20 protein-coding genes and 1 riboswitch are annotated in these 21,285 nt (G+C 46.9%); of the genes, 12 read left to right on the plus strand and 8 right to left on the minus strand.

All coding sequences use genetic code 11. The features are described from left to right. Positions 1–12 precede the first annotated feature (12 nt). Together FC26_RS06530 and FC26_RS06535 are read right to left on the minus strand one after the other, a co-directional pair. The gene (locus FC26_RS06530) at positions 13–474 is read right to left on the minus strand and encodes a MerR family transcriptional regulator (RefSeq protein ID WP_057778926.1); all 462 of its coding nucleotides are present in this window, start codon (positions 472–474) and stop codon (positions 13–15) included. A 10-nt stretch (positions 475–484) separates the two neighbouring features. After that, on the minus strand, positions 485–919 hold the full coding sequence (locus FC26_RS06535; RefSeq protein WP_057778928.1) for a GNAT family N-acetyltransferase: 435 nt from the start codon (positions 917–919) through the stop codon (positions 485–487). A 124-nt stretch (positions 920–1,043) separates the two neighbouring features. Here FC26_RS06535 and FC26_RS06540 point away from each other — a divergent pair, with 124 nt between their 5' ends. Continuing rightward, positions 1,044–1,925, plus strand: a complete 882-nt coding sequence (locus FC26_RS06540; RefSeq protein ID WP_057778930.1) for a VOC family protein — start codon at positions 1,044–1,046, stop codon at positions 1,923–1,925. On the opposite strand, the gene FC26_RS06545 is transcribed toward FC26_RS06540, so the two are convergent. Then, positions 1,926–2,585 (minus strand): histidine phosphatase family protein, encoded by a 660-nt coding sequence (locus FC26_RS06545; RefSeq protein WP_057778932.1) that lies wholly within the window; start codon positions 2,583–2,585, stop codon positions 1,926–1,928. Positions 2,586–2,779: 194 nt separating this feature from the next. Here FC26_RS06545 and FC26_RS06550 point away from each other — a divergent pair, with 194 nt between their 5' ends. Together FC26_RS06550 and FC26_RS06555 are read left to right on the plus strand one after the other, a co-directional pair. Continuing rightward, positions 2,780–3,925 (plus strand): RNA-guided endonuclease TnpB family protein, encoded by a 1,146-nt coding sequence (locus FC26_RS06550; protein ID WP_057778935.1) that lies wholly within the window; start codon positions 2,780–2,782, stop codon positions 3,923–3,925. A gap of 261 nt (positions 3,926–4,186) precedes the next feature. Further along, positions 4,187–6,319 (plus strand): LTA synthase family protein, encoded by a 2,133-nt coding sequence (locus FC26_RS06555; RefSeq protein WP_057778937.1) that lies wholly within the window; start codon positions 4,187–4,189, stop codon positions 6,317–6,319. A gap of 227 nt (positions 6,320–6,546) precedes the next feature. Here FC26_RS06555 and FC26_RS06560 read toward each other — a convergent pair whose 3' ends face one another. Beyond that, positions 6,547–6,762, minus strand: coding sequence for an AbrB/MazE/SpoVT family DNA-binding domain-containing protein (locus FC26_RS06560; protein ID WP_057778939.1), 216 nt, complete (start codon positions 6,760–6,762; stop codon positions 6,547–6,549). Between the two features lie 170 nt (positions 6,763–6,932). Here FC26_RS06560 and FC26_RS06565 point away from each other — a divergent pair, with 170 nt between their 5' ends. After that, complete coding sequence (locus FC26_RS06565) at positions 6,933–7,211, plus strand: hypothetical protein (RefSeq protein WP_057778941.1); 279 nt, start codon at positions 6,933–6,935, stop codon at positions 7,209–7,211. Further along, positions 7,205–7,561: a type II toxin-antitoxin system PemK/MazF family toxin gene (locus FC26_RS06570; RefSeq protein WP_057778943.1), complete on the plus strand. Its 357-nt coding sequence runs from the start codon at positions 7,205–7,207 to the stop codon at positions 7,559–7,561. Before FC26_RS06565 ends, FC26_RS06570 begins: the two co-directional genes overlap by 7 nt. Positions 7,562–7,623: 62 nt before the next feature. Here FC26_RS06570 and FC26_RS06575 read toward each other — a convergent pair whose 3' ends face one another. Next, positions 7,624–8,778, minus strand: a complete 1,155-nt coding sequence (locus FC26_RS06575; protein WP_057778945.1) for a GGDEF domain-containing protein — start codon at positions 8,776–8,778, stop codon at positions 7,624–7,626. 338 nt (positions 8,779–9,116) lie between these two features. Here FC26_RS06575 and FC26_RS06580 point away from each other — a divergent pair, with 338 nt between their 5' ends. Both FC26_RS06580 and FC26_RS06585 read left to right on the plus strand, forming a co-directional pair. Continuing rightward, positions 9,117–9,716: a sugar O-acetyltransferase gene (locus FC26_RS06580; protein ID WP_057778947.1), complete on the plus strand. Its 600-nt coding sequence runs from the start codon at positions 9,117–9,119 to the stop codon at positions 9,714–9,716. A gap of 408 nt (positions 9,717–10,124) precedes the next feature. After that, positions 10,125–10,703: a hypothetical protein gene (locus tag FC26_RS06585; protein ID WP_057778949.1), complete on the plus strand. Its 579-nt coding sequence runs from the start codon at positions 10,125–10,127 to the stop codon at positions 10,701–10,703. A gap of 463 nt (positions 10,704–11,166) precedes the next feature. On the opposite strand, the gene FC26_RS06590 is transcribed toward FC26_RS06585, so the two are convergent. Further along, a complete protein-coding gene (locus FC26_RS06590) occupies positions 11,167–12,168 on the minus strand; it encodes an NAD(P)/FAD-dependent oxidoreductase (RefSeq protein ID WP_057778951.1) in 1,002 nt (333 codons plus the stop codon). Between the two features lie 176 nt (positions 12,169–12,344). Here FC26_RS06590 and FC26_RS06595 point away from each other — a divergent pair, with 176 nt between their 5' ends. Further along, positions 12,345–13,304 carry a nucleoside hydrolase gene (locus FC26_RS06595; protein WP_057778953.1) on the plus strand — a complete coding sequence of 320 codons (960 nt, stop codon included), beginning with the start codon at positions 12,345–12,347 and terminating at the stop codon, positions 13,302–13,304. Positions 13,305–13,422: 118 nt separating this feature from the next. On the opposite strand, the gene FC26_RS06600 is transcribed toward FC26_RS06595, so the two are convergent. Continuing rightward, positions 13,423–14,814: an amino acid permease gene (locus tag FC26_RS06600; protein ID WP_057778955.1), complete on the minus strand. Its 1,392-nt coding sequence runs from the start codon at positions 14,812–14,814 to the stop codon at positions 13,423–13,425. 239 nt (positions 14,815–15,053) lie between these two features. Next, positions 15,054–15,659: a L,D-transpeptidase gene (locus FC26_RS06605; RefSeq protein ID WP_057778956.1), complete on the minus strand. Its 606-nt coding sequence runs from the start codon at positions 15,657–15,659 to the stop codon at positions 15,054–15,056. A 155-nt stretch (positions 15,660–15,814) separates the two neighbouring features. Further along, positions 15,815–15,904: riboswitch (TPP riboswitch) on the plus strand. Between the two features lie 240 nt (positions 15,905–16,144). Here FC26_RS06605 and FC26_RS06610 point away from each other — a divergent pair. From FC26_RS06610 to FC26_RS06625, 4 genes are all read left to right on the plus strand, one after another. Then, positions 16,145–16,711: an ECF transporter S component gene (locus FC26_RS06610; protein WP_057778957.1), complete on the plus strand. Its 567-nt coding sequence runs from the start codon at positions 16,145–16,147 to the stop codon at positions 16,709–16,711. 14 nt (positions 16,712–16,725) lie between these two features. Then, positions 16,726–18,108, plus strand: a complete 1,383-nt coding sequence (locus FC26_RS06615) for an ABC transporter ATP-binding protein (RefSeq protein ID WP_057778959.1) — start codon at positions 16,726–16,728, stop codon at positions 18,106–18,108. Beyond that, positions 18,108–18,764, plus strand: a complete 657-nt coding sequence (locus tag FC26_RS06620) for an energy-coupling factor transporter transmembrane component T family protein (RefSeq protein ID WP_057778961.1) — start codon at positions 18,108–18,110, stop codon at positions 18,762–18,764. The genes FC26_RS06615 and FC26_RS06620 overlap by 1 nt, the downstream gene beginning before the upstream one ends. 121 nt (positions 18,765–18,885) lie before the next feature. Continuing rightward, positions 18,886–21,096, plus strand: a complete 2,211-nt coding sequence (locus tag FC26_RS06625; RefSeq protein ID WP_057778963.1) for a cation:proton antiporter — start codon at positions 18,886–18,888, stop codon at positions 21,094–21,096. Positions 21,097–21,285 lie beyond the last annotated feature (189 nt).

The raw sequence follows: 21,285 nt of genomic DNA on the forward strand, positions 1-21,285 counted from the left end.
TATTTTAGCATTTTAGTTGCCCGACGTCTCCTGATTCGACTGTGCCGGATGAATTTCATAGTGGATCTTACCTTCATCATTGGTCACCCCGTACAAAACTTGTTCATGCGCATCGTCGATAAATCCAAGGTTCAACCGCCGCCGACCGTTGACATTTTCGATTCCATGAAATGCCTGTCGGGCAAAATGGTGCGCCCATTTGGCATCCTCAATCAGGGTTTTACTCTTGTCATTCGCCGCACTCAGCGTGTAGCCTTCATCCATTAAGTGCTTCACAAGCGATACCTTGACGTAGGCGTCAAACCCAAACACCCGCGCATCCTGCTCTTCTTGGCGTTGCTTAGCCGCAATGAATGCTTTTTTCTCCCAATACCGTAGCTGGCGCGTCGAAACACCGGTCATCCGGCTTAATTCCCCAATTTTAAACTGTAATTTACTGAGATCGAGCATTCGTTTTTGCTTGTCTGATTCCATAATTACTCCTCTATTTTAGGGACTTGACCATTTGGCGGTGCATAATCCCTGCTTCTTCGAAAACATCACCGTGTGGCGTGAATCCCAACCGGTCGTAGAACCCGAGGGCCGTTAGTTGGGCTCCGAGGTACGCAGACTGCACATGGTCATCCGCTTGTGCCTGATCGAGAACGTGGGTCATCAAAGTGGCCGCATACCCATGGTGCCGCGCGGACTGGATCGTCGCGACGCGCTGGATATGAAGCCGTTGGTCCGTCAAAACCGTTCGTAACGTGACTACCGGTTGGCCGGCCACGTAACCGACGTAGTGTGTCGCAATCGCATCATCGTTGTCCTTTTCGAGGGCTTCTGGCACCCCTTGTTCTCGCACAAACACTGCCAGTCGTATGGCGAGGGCGTCTTCAAAGACCGCTCCACTTTTTCCCGTTACCTGTTTAATTTCCACGCTGTCACCCCATCACATTCTTCTAAGCTCCATTGTATCATCAATGGCCCTAATTTCGTGCACAAAACGCGCGCAACCACTATACTGAAACCAACAACTTATCAGTTATTTGGGAGGTTACGTCATGCAAATCCATCATATCTCGGTTTTAGCGTCGAATTTTACCAGTAATCACGCGTTTTACACCCATACTTTGGGACTGCGCCTCGTCAAAGATACGGTCAATCAGGAAAATCCCGCCATCGAGCACCTCTTCTACGGGGACTACCTCGGATCGCCAGGAACCGTTATCACGTTTTTTATCATCCCCTACCTCGGTCATCGTACCGATGGCAACCATTCGATCAGCGATCTCATCCTTCAAATTCCTCGGCACACCAGCGATTGGTGGGCGCAATGGTTGACCGCCCAACACGTCGCTGTCACCCACACTGCCGACCAGTTGACCTTCGATGACCTAGATGAGTTCCACATCATTTTGCGTGAAGGTGACGCCCAACTCACAACGGCTCAAATCAATCCTGCTTCGCCAGTGCCTGCTCAAAATCAGATTGTCAAAATTCTCGGCACGCACTGGCTCGGACCGGATCCGGCCGCCAGTGCGCGCTTCTTCGATCAATTCATCGCGGCGCCCACCGATGCCACGGGTCAGGTGCAGTTAGCGGATCACAACTTTATTGGGCTAAAAAAAGCCCCGACCCAGCAACGAACACGCTTTGGGCGGGGCAGCGTCGATCACTTGGCCTTACAGGTCGCCGATGATCAACAATTATTTGCATACTGGCAAAAGGCGGTGCAACAGGGCTGGCAACTGGAACTATTCCGTAACCGCCACTGGTTTAAGAGCATCTATCTTCGTGACCCGAGTGACAACCGGCTCGAACTCGCCACACCGGCCCCCGGATTCACCGTTGATGAACCCCTCGATCAATTGGGCACCCACCTCGTCTTACCGCCATGGCTGGCCGATCAGCGTGCTGAAATTGAACAGCGCCTGCAACGCTAACTACTTACGATTATAGTAGTCGACGGTGACATCGTCGGCCGTCACGATGAGCTTGGTGACACTGCCATTTTGGGGCCGGACGGTCAGATCATACTTTCCCTGACCAAACTTTTCCATCATGCTCAACACGGTATTGCCGTGACTAATTAAGAGGACGTTATCCCCGTCCTTTAGCTGGTCATTGCTTCGAATCAGGGCAAAGCCTTGGTCGAGTCGCTGCCAGTATTCTGCATTATCTTCCGCATCGTGGAAGGGATCGGCAGCCTTCAAAAGATCCTTGGCCTTACCAATCGAATACTTTTCTACAATTTGTTTGAACGTCGCTAGACCGTGGGGTGCGCCCGCCATGTACCAAGCTTCATCCATATTCGTCCCTTCAAAATAGCCGTAAAATTCTTCCCGAAAGTACGGTGCCACGATCGGTGTCTCCGGTGCCCCTGCGTGGTTGGCCGCTAAGATCATCTTCGCGGTTTGTTCGGCCCGCGTGGTATCACTACAGTAGGCCGCCGCAAAGGTCGTCTCGGCCAGCTTTTGCCCGGCGGCCTGGGCGTCTTGAATTCCCTTATCGGTCAGTGGTGAATTACTCCACCCCTGCAATTTATTGTAGATATTGTAATATGTTTGACCATGTCTGACGACGTAGACGTTTAACTTTGTCATGATCGTAACCTCCCTGAATCAGCCGTTGCTTGAAGTACCTCAACCTTACCGCAATCGTTAAAGCGATACCATCTTTTTTTACTATGGATAGTTGAGAAAGCGCGTTACTTTAGTTGTGAGATGACTCAACTTAAAGCATTATTTAAAACGAACACTTGTTCTGATATAATGAAATTAATCAGGAGGTGGCGGTGTTGTTTTTAAAAGGAATCAAATTGCGAGTCTATCCAAACCGTGAACAACGGGCCCAAATTCAAGCCAGTTTTGGCTGTAATCGTTTTGTCTGGAATCAAATGTTGAATATGTTGATAACGCGGTATGAAAATAATCCGGAGTTATCGTTACCGTCATCCTATACTTTAGATTATCTTTTACCCCAGTTAAAGCGCGAATATCCCTTTTTGAAATCTGTCGAAAGTACAAGCCTCCAAGTCACAAATCATGATTTAATTGAAGCCTACCGTTGTTTTTTCAAGCAACATCGAGGATTTCCAAAATTTAAGTCACGCAAGTATCCTAAGAAAAGTTATCAAGTCAAAATGGTGAATCATAATATTGAAGTCGTTGACACTCACCAGATTATCTTGCCTAAATTGGGATCGATGAGTTTTAAAACAGGTGCTTTGATTAAGGGCACAATCAAAAGGGTGACGATTCGGCGGTCTGTGACTAATAAATACTATGCTATCTTGTTGGTTGATACGTCGATTGAGCCGCTCGAAAAAACGAAGCACATTGTCGGTCTTGATTTAGGTGTGTCTGATTTGGTGATTACTAGTACTGGTGTTAAATATCCTACCAAGCGTTTTGATAAACAATTAGCCGATAAGAAACACTATTGGGAAAAACGCTTGGCGCGTCGTCGCCTTCAAGCACAAACTCAAATTGCCCGGGATCACCACAATCATGTATTAGAGCCTCGCGAACTAACAGATTTTAAGAACTATCAAAAGGCTAAATTGATGGTTGCCAAGTACAATGAAAAGATCGCTAACCAACGTAATAACTACCTACATCAGATTAGTAAGCAATTAGTCGAGCAGTACGATGTGATCAAAATGGAAGACTTGAAAACCAAAAATCTACTAAGAAATCACCATCTTGCCCGTGCAATTGCGAATCAGGGCTGGCGATTATTAAGGACGATGCTAGCGTACAAAGCTAGTTGGTACGGTAAACAACTTGTGATTGTGAACCCGTATAAAACGAGCCAGGTTTGTGCCAATTGTGGCTATGATGATGGTAAACATGCATTAAACATTCGCCGTTGGACATGCCCAAATTGTGATGTTGAACATGATCGAGACGTGAATGCGGCTTTGAATATCTGTCGTGCTTAATAAATAAAAAGTAACTGGCCTGGAGTAGGCCTTAGGTAATAGCCGTGACCGCTGTTGTGCGTTCAATGAACGCACAACAAGTTGGCGGTGTTTCTAGAAGCTCATTACTTGAGTGATGAGTAGCTCACTGAAATCAATCCAGAAGAATTAACTTTTTATTATTGTTGCTAAATCTCGAAACGGCCATGAAGAATGTATGATAAAATATGAATGTTTATAATTTAAATTCATACCTATTCAGACTGTGAGGATGTTAATTACATGCACAAGTTAAATACAATGAAGGACACAAGAATGGGTCTCTTTACCATTTTGGTGTTTCTTTTTTGGTTAAAAACGCTACTGGCCTACTTCGTCGATTTTCGATTGGGTGCAGAAGGCGTTTTTCAATATTTTATTCTGCTGATTAACCCGATCGCGACGACCATTTTTATGTTTGGCCTCGCCTTTTACTTCAAGCGATCGCGGTTTTTCTACCCGATTTTAATGGCGCTATACATTGGTAACACGGTATTGCTCTATTTGAACGTCATTTACTTCCGGGAATTTACCGACTTTATGACGGTGGCCACCATGACCGGCTACTCGAAAGTTGATCAAGGATTGAGTGGCAGTTCGCTCGCGCTCACTAACGTCCACGATATTTTGTACTGGATCGATATCGTCATTATTTTACTGATGATGCTGTTTCGCAAGATTAAGTTCGATCCGCGCGGCGTCAATCACCGGATGGCTTTTGCCATCACGTCGGTGGCGGTGACCCTCTTTGGTGTCAATCTATCGCTCGGTGAAATGAGTCGCCCACAGCTACTCACGCGGACGTTTGATCGGACCTACATCGTCAAGTATCTGGGTGTCGACGCCTTCACCATTTACGACGGGATCAAATCCCAACACACCAGCAACATGCGTAAATCGGCCACGAAGTCCGAACTAGAGGCCGTTAAGAAATTCACCGACGCCCACTATGCCAGCCCGAACAAGAGTATGTACGGGATTGCCAAGGGGCGCAACGTCTTCGTGATCCATCTGGAAAGTTTCCAGCAATTCCTGATTGATAAGAAGATTAACGGACAGGAAGTCACCCCATTCCTCAACTCGATCTACCACGGTAGCAACACCTACGCCTTTGATAACTTCTTCCATCAAGTGGGGCAAGGTAAGACCAGTGATGCCGAGAACATGCTAGAAACCAGTACGTACGGGCTTTCACAAGGGTCCCTCTTCGCAACGCTGGGGAGCGACAACACCTTCCAAGCGGCCCCATCAATTTTGAAGCAACGGGCCGGCTATACCAGCGCCGTCTTTCATGGGAACGTGGCCAGTTTCTGGAACCGAAACAACGTCTACAAGAACATGGGCTACCAGTACTTCTTCGACGCCAGCTACTATGATACGTCTGGCGATAAGTCGACCGGCTATGGTTTGAAGGATAAGCTGCTGTTCAACGATTCCGTGAAGTACCTTGAACGACTACAACAACCGTTCTACGCGAAGTACATTACCGTCACAAACCACTTCCCGTACGACCTCGACTCCGAAGACGAGGATCCAAACTTCAAGACGGTGGATACCGGTGATAGTGCCGTGGATAACTACTTTGTGACCGCCCACTATCTCGATCAGTCCTTGAAGGAATTCTTCACCTACCTGAAGAAGACCGGTCTCTACGACAAGTCGATCTTCGTCATTTATGGTGATCACTACGGTATTTCCGATTCTGAAAACAAAAAACTAGCTTCCGTGCTAGGCAAGAGTTCTGATGACTGGACCGACTATGACGACGCACAACTCCAGCGGGTGCCATTGATGTTCCTAATTCCTAATTCTGGTGGTAAGGGCTATATATCCCACACTTACGGTGGTGAAATTGACGTCTTGCCAACCCTCATGCATTTGCTCGGTGTCAGTTCGAAGCGCTACATCCAGTTCGGGACCGACCTCTTCTCTAGTCAACACGATCAGGTCGTCGCCTTCCGGAACCAAGACTTCGTGACGCCAAACTATACCAGCATTTCTGACGTCATCTACAGTAATAAGACGGGTAAAAAGGCCACTCTAACGGCCGCCCAGAAGAAGCAGTTGAAGAAGGATCAAACCAAGGTCAACAAGGAACTGAGCCTCTCAGATTCCTTGAACGATAAGAACCTGCTGCGCTTCTATAATCCAAAAGGCTTCAAGGCCGTCAACGCGTCGAAGTACAACTATTCGAACGGATTGGATAAAGAAATTAAGATTGAAGATCAGTTGAAGGGCAAGTCAACCAGCCTCTACTCCGAAAACGGGGATAAGACGACGGCGAGCGAGTACTCAACCGATGCACCTGAATTAACTCACTCATCAACGGATTCTAACCGAATTAAGATTACGAACCCTGATGATAGTAAGAACTAGCATTAAATTAGGCCGTTTACCACAATTTATTAGTTGTGATAAACGGCTTTTTTAATGAAATAAATAGGTTATACAAAATCCCCGCTGAGCAAAATACTTAGCGGGGATGCTTTATTAGCTACTTACCGTTTACAAAAAAACTTAATTGATTTTCTTTTTGCATAATCAATATCAATTCGCACAAAAATCAAAAAAATTTCGTCAAATAATGATTTTCCGCATCCGTCTTACTTATCTTTTAACTTTTCCATCAGCGGTCTGTACTGGTGCATAAACTTCACAATATCAACCTGTTCTTCACTCGATAACTCATTAACGCGTTTAAACACCAAATTACCCTCCGCATCAATTACGGGTTCAAATTCTACATTCTCAGGAATTGCAAGCTCATTAGGAATCGTGACGACGATGGCATTGCCAACTTTTCTACTTTTTACAATCATGACAGTTGCTCCTTTTGTAGCTATACCTTAACCTATTTTAGCAACTTAAACACGGTTAACTACCTATTAATCGTATTTATCCACTGGCGGTAGTCAAACTTTTCCGATCGAATTAATTGTCAGGCACTCTCAGTATATACTTGTAAATACAAAAGAAAGAAGGAATTTTCATGACTAAGCCATTACCTTCCGAACGGATTTTAGGTGAATTTTCAACTCGAAAAACTGGCAATTCTTTGATCCTCACAGTCCCAGTTACAGCCGGCGTTCCTGAAGGTCAAAAATTTATTCTAAAGGCTAAATCTGATGGTTCACTAGAGTACGTCGTTGCTGATCAAAATCCTTGGACCTCTGGTGAATATGACAACATTGATTTTCGTGCCGAGCTTAATGACGTGGGGAATTTCGGGAATGAATCACCTGTCGGAAAGGAGAACATTGAATGGTAACTCCTAAACAAGGAGACCTGATCTTCATCGATGCAGAACCCCATGCTGGGCATGAGGAAGTCGGTCATCGCCCGCAAAGTGGTCATATTCGCCGCCCGATGGTGGTACTGTCCAACGACGGTTATAATCAAGCAATGGGGATGATTATCGGAATGCCAATTACATCCAAAGTTAAGCACGACCACCGCATTTATGTTCCCGTTGACGATCATGCCAGCGGTATTTCAGGGTCCATCATTACATTCCAACTGCCAAATTACGATTTTGATGCCCGCCATGGCGAAATTGCTGGTCATGTATCAGCTTCTATGCTTAACGAATTAATTTCACGGGCTAAAACAATTTTTTAATAAACTCGTATCACGCCTAACAAAATAGAGGACTAGCAAAGTAAACATGCTGGTCCTCTATTTTAATTTTGTCCGTGCAGCGTAATCGTGTTGCGTCCCCGATGCTTCGACGTATACAAAAAGTGATCCGCACGCTTATAAAGGTCTAAATAATTCGCATCATTCGCAGTGACAATATCTTCACCGAGTGAAATTGTGATCTTTACTTGGCGCTCATCAAACACAAAATTTAACTGGGCGACCTCGGCCTGAATCATTTTGGAAATGGCTTCGTTACGGGCTTCGTCTGGGTTGACCTCGTACATCAGCATTGTAAATTCTTCCCCGCCGGTGCGATAAAGTGCGGCCGGATAGTCTAAATTATCAACCAGCTCTTTAATTTTGTGGGCCACCGTCTTCAGTACCTCATTGCCGGCAACGTGCCCATATGTATCATTGATTTGCTTAAAGTGGTCAAGATCCATCGCATACATGGCATAGATTTTACGCGTCTGTGTAAAATGCTGATAGGCGTCCTGTAAATCGGTATTAAACACGCCAAACGTTTTACAACCAGTCAGGCCATCAAATTCAGCGCGATGTTTAAATTCCCGAATCCTTTCATTCTGCTTTCCCAGTAGTCGTGCATATAATATGATGACGCCTTCCAGCACAACTAACGCCAGAATTTGACGGGCCCACGCACCCGCCGTCTGCCCCTTGTAGAGCATTGATCCCATTGAAAGGCCAAAAAACGAGAAAACAATAAATGTGATCACGTATAGCCATGGGCGCGCCACGATCTGCTTGGCAAACCCATAAATCAGGCATTCAACCACCATCAGGCCCACAGTTTGCTCCACGGAAATGGGCGACACCGCCGATGTCATCATACCGCTGATCCCCCAAACCATTGTAAAAAGAAGTGTAATGACGAGCTGCGGTTTGATCCGTAATCTCAAAATAAGATTAAAGAGTCCGACAATCACCATGTTGAGATAGGTCCAATGAAAGCCCGTCAAATTGCGCGATAGCAGATTATTGGCCTGAGCTTCCATATAGGCCAACGCTAAGTACGCAATCCCGAGTGAACAGAGCAAAAAATAACGGTGCCGCTTGATAAATTCGTTTTCGGATTCCCGCTCAATCCACATGAATAAGGAGACGCAGCCCAACAGCACGACTGCATTCACGATAAGCGATGAAATGTACGATAGTGCAATTACGCCAGTACTCATATTCCCGATCAGTAGTCTCCTTCTAGTTGGATTAATTTTACCTCATACTTCCGGTTATTTTAACATACATCCGTATTGCCAGATTGACGTATCGTCTGTTTTCTAAGGTTATTTTCACCTTCCAGATCGGCATGTGGGCTATTTCCAATTAAAGTAAGATTTATACCATTTGGTTGAGTTACCATCTCTAATCCCAATTAAGAGAATTACTTCGTTACGTTAACTTGCCCGCTTAAAAAGCGCTTTCAAAATCGGCCACACGTGCTATAATCTAGCCAGCATTCAGTATTTTTTATATTACCTATTAAGGGGCGATCTTTACGACGAACAAAGAAAATATGCATAACCAAACACTTTATGATCCCAGCGATTCCGAGATATCAGAAATACAATTGGCCTGTCTCGAACGTCTATACGACTACAATCAAACTCGGCCAACGGAACAAAAACGACGGCAACAACTCTTACACGAAATGTTTGCAGAAATTGGCGAAGGCTGCTACCTCGAACCACCCTTTCACGCAAATTTTGGCGGAAAACACGTTCACTTTGGCGATAACATCTACGGTAATTTCAACCTAACGCTCGTTGACGACACTCATATCTATGTCGGTAGTCGGACAATGTTTGGCCCCAACGTCACCATTGCCACAGCTAGTCATCCCATTCTTCCCGAACTACGGGCAAAGGGGTATCAATATAATGCACCTGTCCGCATCGGTACCAATTGTTGGATTGGTGCCGGTGTCACAATTTTACCAGGAATCACGATTGGCAATAATGTCGTCATCGGTGCCGGCAGCATCGTTACCAAAAACCTTCCGGATAATGTCGTTGCTTATGGTAACCCCTGCCAAGTCGCACGGCAGGTCAACCAACATGATCGCGAATATTACTTTAAAGAACATAGAATTAATCCCAGCATGCTTGATCAATAACCTGTGAGCAGGCAGAAGCTTCAATATTCGGATTATGACACACGACCTATTTTTAAATCGACGCAATCGTGAATGCTTTCAGTTTATGTTTCACAATTGTTCGGATCGGCGCATATTTTTAGATTTGTCGTGTGTTGTTTTTGATAAATGAGTAGTTTACGGTTGTACCAAAAATGAAGGTTCGTGCTGATTTTACGAAATTTATGTAAAGTATGAACGAGCCTTCATTTTTTGATTTCAATTTTAACTATTTTACATAATTACCTAAAGTGTAGTTACTCACTTTAGGTGTCATTTTCTCTGCACATTAATTCTATCTTTCCCATTATTTATTTGACAACTAATATTTTCCCAAATCTTATTCTGTTATAATTTAGCTTACAGAAAACTATTGGGGGAACTAGGAACATGAAAAAATGGGTTGGAATCAGTATCACCGCAGCTGCGCTATTGTCACTCACACTGGCCGGATGTGGCAGCAGCGATAGCCAAAAATCGGCTAAATCGAGCGACAATAGTTCGACCAGCGCCAAAAAACAATCGCACCACAAAAAGACCACTAAGACCTCATCATCGTCAGAATCTTCAAGTAGCCAAAGTAGTCAATCAAGCCAATCAAGTAGTAGTTCGGCCTCTAGCACCTCAAGTGCTTCCAGCGCCAGTGCCAGCTCGACCGACACCGCGACTCACCCGGGAATCCCTGCCGCGTTAATCGGCACCTACCAGGAAACCGAAAAGAGTGACGCAGCCGGCTTTGCCTCAACCTACGAATTTACCGCAACTTCGGCCACATACAGTGCTTCGAATATGCCCGCTATCGTCCTTAACGATGTCTCGTATAAAATGGTAGACGGTAATTACGTCATTTCTGGAACGGGTGAACCTGCCGGAATGTACAAAGGCGGCCCAGAAACTTGGACGCTCAAACAGGATGGTAACAAAATTTTACGCGTCGGTTACAGTACAGTCTGGGCCGTTAAGCAATAGCCTTAGCTAGGGCAACACCGCTCTTCACAAACTGTGAAGATGGTGTTGCTTTTTCGTTACCACTAAAATTTTTCAGCGTGCTGGTATTAACAGTTCCGCTTTTTAGTTGGGTTCCGCAAGGGCAGAAGTCTGCGATTCGAACTCTCGGGCTTCGAGATAGTTCGATCGTCATCGGCGCACAGCAAAGTGCGCTTAACCAAATAAGACCTGTCAATTCCAAATTCAGGAATCAACAGGTCTGGTACTCTGTTTTTTTAGTTGGGTTCCGCAGAGCAGACTCCTGCGCTTAACCCGTCTTAGGTAAGTCAAAAAATAATATGCCTAGTGTTACTTTTTACATTTCAGATTAGTTGGGTTCCGCAAGGGCAGAAGTCTGCGCTTAACCAAATAAGACCTGTCAATTCCAAATTCAGGAATCAACAGGTCTTATTCCGTTAATGCTCAACTTCTAAGCGCCCTTGCTTCACACCCTATTTTTTCTCGACGCCAACGATGTGCTATGCACTGGCGCGTGTCTATCTGGGTAGAGCTGCTTAGCCACCGAACTGATTGCCGTTGGGGCCTCTCCAAATGCACTCGCGATCAACTTCACCTTACCGTCAAAGTTGACGCCATCCCCAATCGCATACACACCCGCCACACTCGTTTGCATCGTCGAATCAACCACAATATCATGCCGATTTTGTTCTAATTCCAACGACCAACTCGTCAGTGCCTTATTGTCAGACGTAAAGCCGTAGTTGACGATCACATCATCAACATCTAGCTCCTTTTCGTCATCTGAACGCATTTTCTTCATTGTTAGGTGTAACGAATGGTCCGCATTTTCATCAATCTCTTTTAACAGGTAGGGTAATTCCAGTTGGACGCTCGACTGCTTGAGCTTCGTCACTTCGTGTTCCAGTCCGCGGAATTTTTCCCGCCGGTGCATCAAATGAACTTCCGCGGCCACGGGTTCCAACATTAAGGCCATATCAATTGCGGAATCTCCACCACCAGCAATCAGCACCCGTTGATCGCGGAAATCATCACGATGGGTGACTGCATAGAATAACTGGTGGTTTTCAAATTGATCAGCATTTTCCACGGCCAGCTTACGCGGTGAAAACGCACCATTGCCCAGCGCAATAATTACGGTCTTAGAATAGGACGTCCGTTGGTTCGTCACCACTTTAAAGCCCCCATCCACTTTGACAACGTCCTCGACCGTTTCGCCAAGGTAGTTTTCGATTGGTGCCTGCTTCATCTGCTCTGATAGCTGGTCAATCAGCTGTTGCCCCGTCACACTGGCAAAGCCCGCAATATCCAAAATTTCCTTTTCGGGATACAGTGCACTGACCTGTCCACCTAATTGGGGGAGACTTTCAATTAATTGGGCTTTTAGCTCCCGTAATCCGGCATAAAAAGCCGCAAACATTCCGGCTGGTCCGCCACCAACAATCGTCACATCGTAAAAATCTTGCATGTCAACTCACCTTTCGTTAAACCGTTTTACTTATCTTCTCCAGTTTATTAGGTCTTATTATAACAATTTTCGTAAATCATGCGTCAGTTTTGTTGTTTTGTTTGTTTTTTTACGGAAAGTTGGTTATCATTAAATATGCAGAAAAGGCTTACATCAACAAATTTGGAGGTAGTTACATGGCAACAAAAAAGATGATTCTTGATTTAGATACCGGTGTCGATGACGCCCTCGCCATTGCATACGCACTGGCTGCTCCCGACGTAGATTTGATCGGGATCGTAAGCTCATACGGTAACTGTTTGGTTGAACAATCTGGCGAAAACAGCCTCAAGCTTTTAGAGTTGTTAGGCGCAACTGATGTTCCTGTTTTCTTGGGTGCCAGTCATTCAAGCACCACCGATCACTTTGATGTGATGCAAGTTAGCAAAGATATTCATGGGAACAATGGGATTGGTGAAGTCGCATTACCAAAGGCGAAACGTCCCATCGAAACCCAATCCGGCATTGATTTTCTGATCGAAGCTGCTCACAAATATGCAGACAACTTAATTTTCGTGCCGACTGGCCCAATGACCAACTTAGATGCAGCCCTCGCTAAGGACCCTGCAATCGCAGACTTGATCGGCAACGTCACCTTCATGGGTGGTGCCCTCACCGTTGAAGGGAACGTTACCTCCGACGCCGAAGCCAACATCAACCAAGATCCAGAAGCTGCGGATCGCGTGATGCGCAGTCACTTGAAGATTACGATGGTCGGCTTGGACGTTACATTACGGACCCTCCTGACCAAGGCGGAAACTCAAGTTTGGCGGAATCTCGGCACCGATGCTGGTAAAAACTATGCCGACATCACCGACTTCTACATCGACGCTTACTACAACCTCGACATCGATAAAAACGGATGTGCCTTGCACGATCCCCTCGCTGTGGGCGTTGCACTGGATCCTTCATTTGTCCAAACCATCGATTTGAACATGAAGGTTACCTATGATGAAAGCAACTACGGCCGGACCGTTGGTGATAAGGATCGGCTCAACGACCCAACAACCAACGTCAAGGTGGCGGTGAACGTTGACAAACAACGCTACCTCGATACCTTTATGAACTACCTCACTCAATTATTTAAACAACACTAAATCGGTAAGTGACCAGCTACTATGGCGGGTCACTTTTTTAATTCACAATAAGATCACGGCAACTAAACGAGACGTATCGTCTGGCTGCCGTGATCTTATTAGTTAGCTAGAATTATTTTCATTTATTAACGACCACGCTACGTTGCTCCTCAAGATAGCACCAGCCACCAAAAACCAGCGTCCAAATAATCGCACCGACGGCCGGAATCGCATCCCCGCTAATGAAGAAGAGACTCACGAAAATGACCGCGAAGAAGAGAATGGTCGCCACACTGGTGACGCGATAACCGGGCATCTTGAAACCGGTAGGCAAAAAGTCAGCCGAAGCGCGGTAACGCCGGTGAGCCAGCATCGCCATTGTATAGACAATCAAGTACATATCGCTAGAAATAGAAGTCACAATCGTAAAGACTGCTAGCAGGCCGTGTGACAAACTCATGATTGGCGTGATCAACACGAAACCGGCAGAAATTAAAATGGCCGCCGCTGGAACCCCGTTTCTGGAAATGATGCCAAAATGACGGTGGACCCATGATTTCTCCGACGCTTCCGTGGCGAGCTGGTAAAAATGACGACCGGCGGAAAAAATGACGCTATTCAGTGCCGAAGCGGCGGCCGTCAACACGACGAAATTAATGACTGCAGCAGCGGCCGGCAACCCGGCCAACTGAAAGACTTGCACAAACGGACTTTGTGACGCTGTCAACGACCGCCACGGAATGATACTCATAATAACAACCAAGGCGCCAATATAAAAAATCAAAATTCTAAATAGGGTTTCGTTGATGGCCTTTTTCAATACCGTTCGTGGTTCCTTCGTTTCACCGATCGTGATGCTGACAAATTCAATTCCCTGAAAGGCAAAGAACACCATCGGAAACGCCGCAACAAAGCTACTAATCCCCTTTGGGAAAAGCGCATAACCACTGGTAATGTTACTAAACGTTGCGGTACCAGTTGGCGTTTTGAAATGCGTCACCACCATATATATTCCAATGACGATCATCATGATAATGGCAATAATCTTAACCATCGCAAACCAAAACTCGGCTTCACCAAATAGTCGGGCGGCAACTAAATTAATGGTCGTTAGGACCGCTAAAAAGACGATTTCGATAATCCACGCGGGCACCCCCGGCACCCAATACTGAACATAGGTAGCAACTGCTGTTAATTCAGCCATTCCGACAAACACTAGTCCGACCCAGTATGTCCAGCCGCTAAACTTGCCTGCCGCTGGACCCAGATAACGACTGATAAACGAGACAAATGTGTGCTGTGATGGATCTGAATAAAACATTTCACCAATTGCGCGCATCATCAAAAAGAAAAATAGTCCTAATACCGCGTACACAACTAAAATCGACGGTCCCGTTTTGGTAATCGTGCTTCCGGCGCCTAAAAATAATCCGGTGCCAATTGTGCCACCAATCGCAATCAACTGAACATGGCGATTACTAAGCGCCCGTTTAGTCCCATCGGGATTAGTTCTAATTCGTTGTTTTTCCATTCATATCGCTCCCATCATCCTCGTGTGCGACTACTCAACTTGAAGTCAGTATATCGGGACCTGCGCTTGAATTCATTATGCAAATTAGCTAAATTTATGGCGCCTTTTTAGGCATTCCAATCAACTAACCACGGTAATGTTAGCTTTCTTTCCGCACCAAAAAACGCCACTTGATTGGTCAATGACCAGTCAAGTGGCGCTGCCTATTTTATTGATAATCGCGGTAGTTCGGCTGCCAGCTAATGCACAACAACCTTCATACCGTAAGGAACGTTCTCATAAACCCACTTGGCATCGGGAATCGTGAGTTGCACACAGCCGTGAGAGGACGCTTTATGCCCGATATTATCGGCGATCGACTTAATATAGTTGCCGTTAGCGTCGACGGGCACCGTGTGGAATAAGTATTCACCATGATTCTTCCATGACACGTAGTAATTAGCCCCCTCTTTTTCACTCGCATTGTAGAAATGAGGGCCCCGTTCTGCTTGAATATGGTACGTACCACGCGGTGTGGCGTTATTCTTGCCGGTTGAACAATACATCGTGTACAACACCTGATTATGGTTGGCGCCGTCGCGAATGTATACCCGTTGCTTGGCAATGTTGACATCCAGCCAGGCTTTCGGATACTTCGTTAGATCAGGATACGCCTTTTTTTCCGAGGACTGTGTCCAGTCGACCGTCTTGACGACCTTCGCTACGGTACTACTTGAAGTACTGCTCGTCGCAGTGGCCTTTTGCGTCGTGCTGGCGGCATCGGCCGCGTTAAATGCAAAGTATCCCACCACCAATACGATGGCAATGAGTCCAATCAATAATCCACTCTTCTTTATTCTTTTCATGTGACACTGGTCCTCCCTTGAATCAATCCGTTAAAATTCTTCACCAGAGATGATTATACCGAGCTTAATCGGTGGACGCAAACATTTCAAATGATCATTAACTGAAAATTTATAATTGCATTTTTCAAACAGATCGGTTATATTGGCCTTAAATCATATTACATCTGGGGTGCCATTTTGGCTGAGATATACCCATTGAACCTGCTCTGGTTAGTACCAGCGAAGGGAGATATTAAAATCGCTATTATTAAGTCATTAATGATACTTAATTTAACGTCTCTCCGTTAGCGGAGGGACGTTTTTTAGTTGGTTTGGTTGGTTTTTTACCTGGGATGTGGTTTTGATTAATTTAGGGTGTGCAACAGAGCGGTTAGACGTTGAGCATCAACGTGATCAATTTAATTGATCCTGGGTTTGGATTGATTGAATTGATTGGGTTGAGCACAAACGTCTGCTCTGTGAAACCCAACTAGGGAGGATTCACCATGCATCAAGACAAAAAGTTACACGTTCGCGACATCATTTTACTAGCACTAATTGGCATTATATTCGGGGCCATTTTCATGGGAACAGATTTCATTTACAACGCCCTCACCGTCGTACTGACCCCCATTGGGCTCGCCCCAATGGCTAACGACCTCATGATGGGGCTGTGGATCATGGCGGGCCCACTGGCCGGTTTCATGCTTCGACTCCCCGGTACCGCCTTTTTAGGCGAATTTTTAGCGGCCGTTGGTGAAATGTTTTTCGGGGGTCAATGGGGCGCCGCAACCTTAATTTCTGGCGTCGTTCAAGGGGTGGCCGCCGAACTTGGGTTTACCCTGACCGGCTACAAGTATTACAACTGGGTAACGCTGGGACTCTCCACGATTACCTCAACCGTTTTGACCTTCGCGTGGGATATGTTTAAAAATGGGTATAGCGCATTCCATCTCCAACTTCTCATTATCTTGTTCATCGCCCGCCTCATTTCCATCTTTATCTTCGGGGGCGTGTTCGTCAAACTAATTACTAACCTACTCAATCGCGCTCACGTCTTAGTCGCCCGTTAGGAGCAATGACCCATATGGCACCCATCAAAATTGACCACCTGACATTTCAATACGATCAACAACCACCCACATTGACCGACCTCACGTTAACCATCCCCGCTGGCCAGCTATCCCTATTAGTCGGCCCATCGGGATGTGGTAAGTCGACCCTGCTGAAACTAATGGCGGGCCTGTATCCCACGTTCGGCGGCCAGTTGCTTCACGGCCACGTTGACGTCGCCACCGACCAGCAAATCGGCTTCATGTTTCAAGATCCCGATCAGCAGTTTACCTTAGACACCGTGCGCCACGAACTGATTTTCAGTCTCGAAAACTTACAAGTTGCCCCTGACGAAATTGATCGTCGGGTGCAACAAGCGCTGCGGTTTTGCCACATTGAACCGCTGGCCGACCGTCAGTTTAGCACGTTGTCCGGTGGTGAAAAACAGAAATGCGCACTAGCAATTATGATCGCCATGGACAGTCACATCTTTTTGCTCGACGAACCCTTTGCGAGTGTTGATCCACAATCACGCAAGCAGCTATTAGACCAGCTCGCTGTATTACGAGATCAGTATCATAAAACCATCATTATTACCGACCACGATCTGTCGGGGTATGACACCCTTGTCGATCAAATTTACCAGTTCAATCCCCAGCGGCAGGTTCGTCAACTCGCCACCGAGCAACGACACACCCTGCTGGCTAGCTATCATCAACAAGCCCACGTTCCAGTCGCCCTACCCGGCGCGACCGATCACGAGGTCATTCACCTCCAATCACTGACGCTCGCGCGGGGGACCCGATCTCTTCTAACCGCCGCTGATTTCTCGCTCTATGCGCATAAATTGACGCTGATTACGGGCCATAACGGGATCGGCAAGTCGACGCTGTTCACCGCTCTCGTTCGGATGTTTGCGTATCAGGGGACCATCACACTTGATGGAACGGATATTCAAGCCATCCGGAAAAAGAAGTATTGGCAACAAATTGCGCTCGTCTTTCAGGAGTCGGCCCATCAATTTATCGACATCACAGTTGCCGAAGAACTCGCCCTCAGCAAGCAGCACCGGTTAACCGACTACTTTTCTGATCAAAAAATTGACCAAGCTCTGACGCAACTCGGCCTCGACGGCATGGACGAGCGGGTGGTTTATTCGCTCAGCGAGGGGCAACAAAAAAAGCTTCAAATCTTAACGATGCTGATCATTAGTCCGGCCATTTTATTGCTCGACGAACCACTCAAGGGGCTGGACCGCCAGTCAATTAATCAGGTCTTTCAGCTCCTCCACGAGAGTTGCCAAGCACAGCATCAGACCGCCATCATCATCAGTCATCAGCTGACCGATCTGGCAACGTGGGTCGATTACCATGTGGTCTTTGACCAACATCACTTACAGTACGCGGAGGTGTTATAGTGAACCCCAGTCTCAAATTATTAACCGTTTTACTCGCCTCACTCGAGATTTCGTTTACCTATAATACGGCCGCTAACCTGCTAATCGTGGTGACGGCCAGCATCTACCTGATCAGCCACCGGATTCGTTGGCGCGCACTCATGTGGTTGCTGGTCGTACCACTCATTCCGGCGGTCGGACTCTTCACCACCATTTATTTTTTCGGTGCGCATCAACTCGCCACCGCGGTCGCCCTCTTCACCCGAATGTACGCCTACGTCTTTGCCGGCGCGGCGTTCACCTTAACGACCAGTCCACTGGTGCTTGCGCACAGTTTGGAGCAAAACTGCCATTTGCCTTCCAAGTTTGCGTACGGCACTCTCGCGGCATTTAACATGCTTCCCAAAATTAAAACGACCATCTTGACAATCAAAAACGCAGCGGCCATGCGAGGTGTCACCCTCTCATGGTGGTCACCGAGGCTCTACTTCAAGGCTATCTTGGTCGCCATTACCTGGTCAGAAAACTTGGCCCAGGCCATGATCTCCCACGGCTTTGTTGAAGGCCAACCGCGTAGTACCTATTCAGTCGTCCGTGTGACGGCAAGTGACATTGGCTGGACGATCGGCTTACTCGTGCTCCTTCAAGCCCCGATCGTTTGGGCTGGACTTCATTAAATTAATTTTTACCCAAGCTGACGATTCCCTATAATCGTCAGCTTTTTGTTGTTGTATACCTTAACTTTTCGATGGACTCTGGTAAAATTAACCCATTAAGTTTTGATCGGAGATGAACCACGTGACCATTATTACATCCGCCGTCTTGTTGTTAGCGGCCGTCGTTGGCGCCAACATTGTCGGATTACTACTGCCCAAGGTCCCACTGGCCCTATTTCAAATTGCGGCCGGTCTCATCCTTTCTTTGGATCCCATGTTTAACTTTAAACTCGATCCCGAAATTTTCATGCTGATCATCATTGCCCCGTTAATGTTTAATGACGGACAAAATCAGTCCCTCGAAAAGCTCTCCAAAAACGTGTCGAACATGCTGTCCATGGCCGTCTCACTCGTTTTGGTGACCATCATTTTAACGGGCGTGGCCGCCCACAGCGTCTGGAGTGCCCTCCCACTGTCATTAGCCTTCATGCTGGCGGCAATCATCACCCCGACCGACGCGGTTGCCGTCGAGTCGATCACCCAAAACGTCGTGGTTCCCAGTCATGTGCATAACGCATTGGAACACGAATCGCTCTTTAATGACGCATCTGGGATCGTCTTGTTTGACTTGGCCTTAGCCAGCTTTGTATCGGGTAATTTTTCTCTTTCCACCAGCGTTCTTTCCTTTTTAAAAGTCTTTCTCGGCGGCCTAATCGTTGGCTGGATTCTCGGAATGCTGATTGTGAGCTTGCGGATGTACCTGACCCGCACCCATACCGACATTAGTGCCGTCATCATCCCCATCAACGTCATGACCCCCCTGTTCGTTTATTGGATTGCCGAACGTCTCGGTGTTTCCGGCATTCTGGCCGTCGTGGCGGCTGGGTTAGCGCATGGCATGCTGCGATCCCGTCTTCAACTGACTTCGACAAAGCTGCAAATCGTGTCGAATACCACTTGGACCATCTTAGCGGACATCCTCAACGGGTTTGTCTTCGTGCTCCTCGGGACGACGCTGCCCCACGTCATCATGTCACTGAGCCTCCAAGAAAACACCTTACTCTTCGGAATTGGGTGCCTGCTCTACGTCTTGATGTTCGCCATTCGTTACAGTTGGGTCCGATTCCGGCTCGTTAAGATCAAGGAAGACACTCAGTCACCCCATCAAACGGCCCTGCAAGTGGCCACCGGTGGGATTCACGGAACGATCACCCTGGCGATGGCGTTCTCGATTCCAACCGTCATTGCCGGTCATGCCTTTGCCTTTCGCGATCAGATTATTTTCATTGCGGCCGTCGTGATCCTCATTAGCCTCTTAGTGGCAACAATTGTATATCCACTGATTCTGGCACCGAAAAAGCAGAGCTTTACGGATGATCAGTACAAGGATGCCCTGAACCAGATGGTCTACTCCGCACTGGAAGCTCTGCGACAGGGTAATCCGGCCTCCAAAGAAATTGAACAGGTCAGTCAGGTCATCACCAGTCAACTCGGCTTTGATCAACACGTCGATCGTAAGAGTTACATGCAGTTGATGGAAAAGGCGCAAAAAGTGGAACTAGAAACCCTCGATCAACTCACCGACGATGGCGAAATATCCGAAGCCACCCGCCGCATTTACCAACAGATGCTGAGTCGCATTTCCATCAAAAACGGTCCTGGGGGCTTTAAGGGCTTCACTCGGCTGGTATCGCGCCAACTAACTCACCGATTACGGAAACGACAAAACCAGCGCAAACACAAGAAGTTCATGCGTAAATACCACCAAAACATCGACCTCCTCACCACCGACATAGATAAATTCAAGAAACTTTACGGTGACAAGATGAGTCCAGAGGCGATGAACAAACTTCTGAAGTACGCGCAACAACGACCTGATCGTCATGGACGTCTTACACAATTGCCATCGTCATCCGCTGACCGTCCCGTCGAACCGAGTGCTCCCGCAACACCAACAGCACCGCACGACGCGCAACCGGCACTGACACCCGACAAAGCTCAGCACACGTCCCCATTTCATGATCGTGTGCACCAGCAACGCAAGGAAATCATGACCTTAATGGACCTCCTCACAAAAGCGGTGGTGGACTACCTCAATACCATCCAAACCGCTGATAACTTAGCCGAGGTCAACATGGTGCGTAATTCCTACCTGCAACGAACGCAACAGTTCCGGCAAAGTACAGAACTTGATGAAGACTACCTTGCAACACTCTTCATTCAGGTCTTTCAGGCTGAACACACCTTCATTCAGGAACGGCAGGCCAGTCAGCAAATCGTGCCCGAGCTCGCCAACCGACTCAACGAACAAATTTCCACGGATGAACTCGTTTATATGCAAAATCGCGTTTAAATGATCACCGTGCCGCAAAAAGTGGCTGGGGAACCCCCCCCAGCCACTTTTGTGTCTCCGAACTTTAATAGCCGAAATCGGGAAAAAAAGGCTGACTTCTCCGCTTAGCTACGATAACCAAACGATTCAAAGTATGAATCATTCGGTTTTCTAGGCTATGCTCGAAGTCAAACCGCCTTTTTTTCCACT

This window comes from Paucilactobacillus vaccinostercus DSM 20634 (assembly GCF_001436295.1).
Classification (GTDB): Bacteria; Bacillota; Bacilli; order Lactobacillales; family Lactobacillaceae; genus Paucilactobacillus; species Paucilactobacillus vaccinostercus.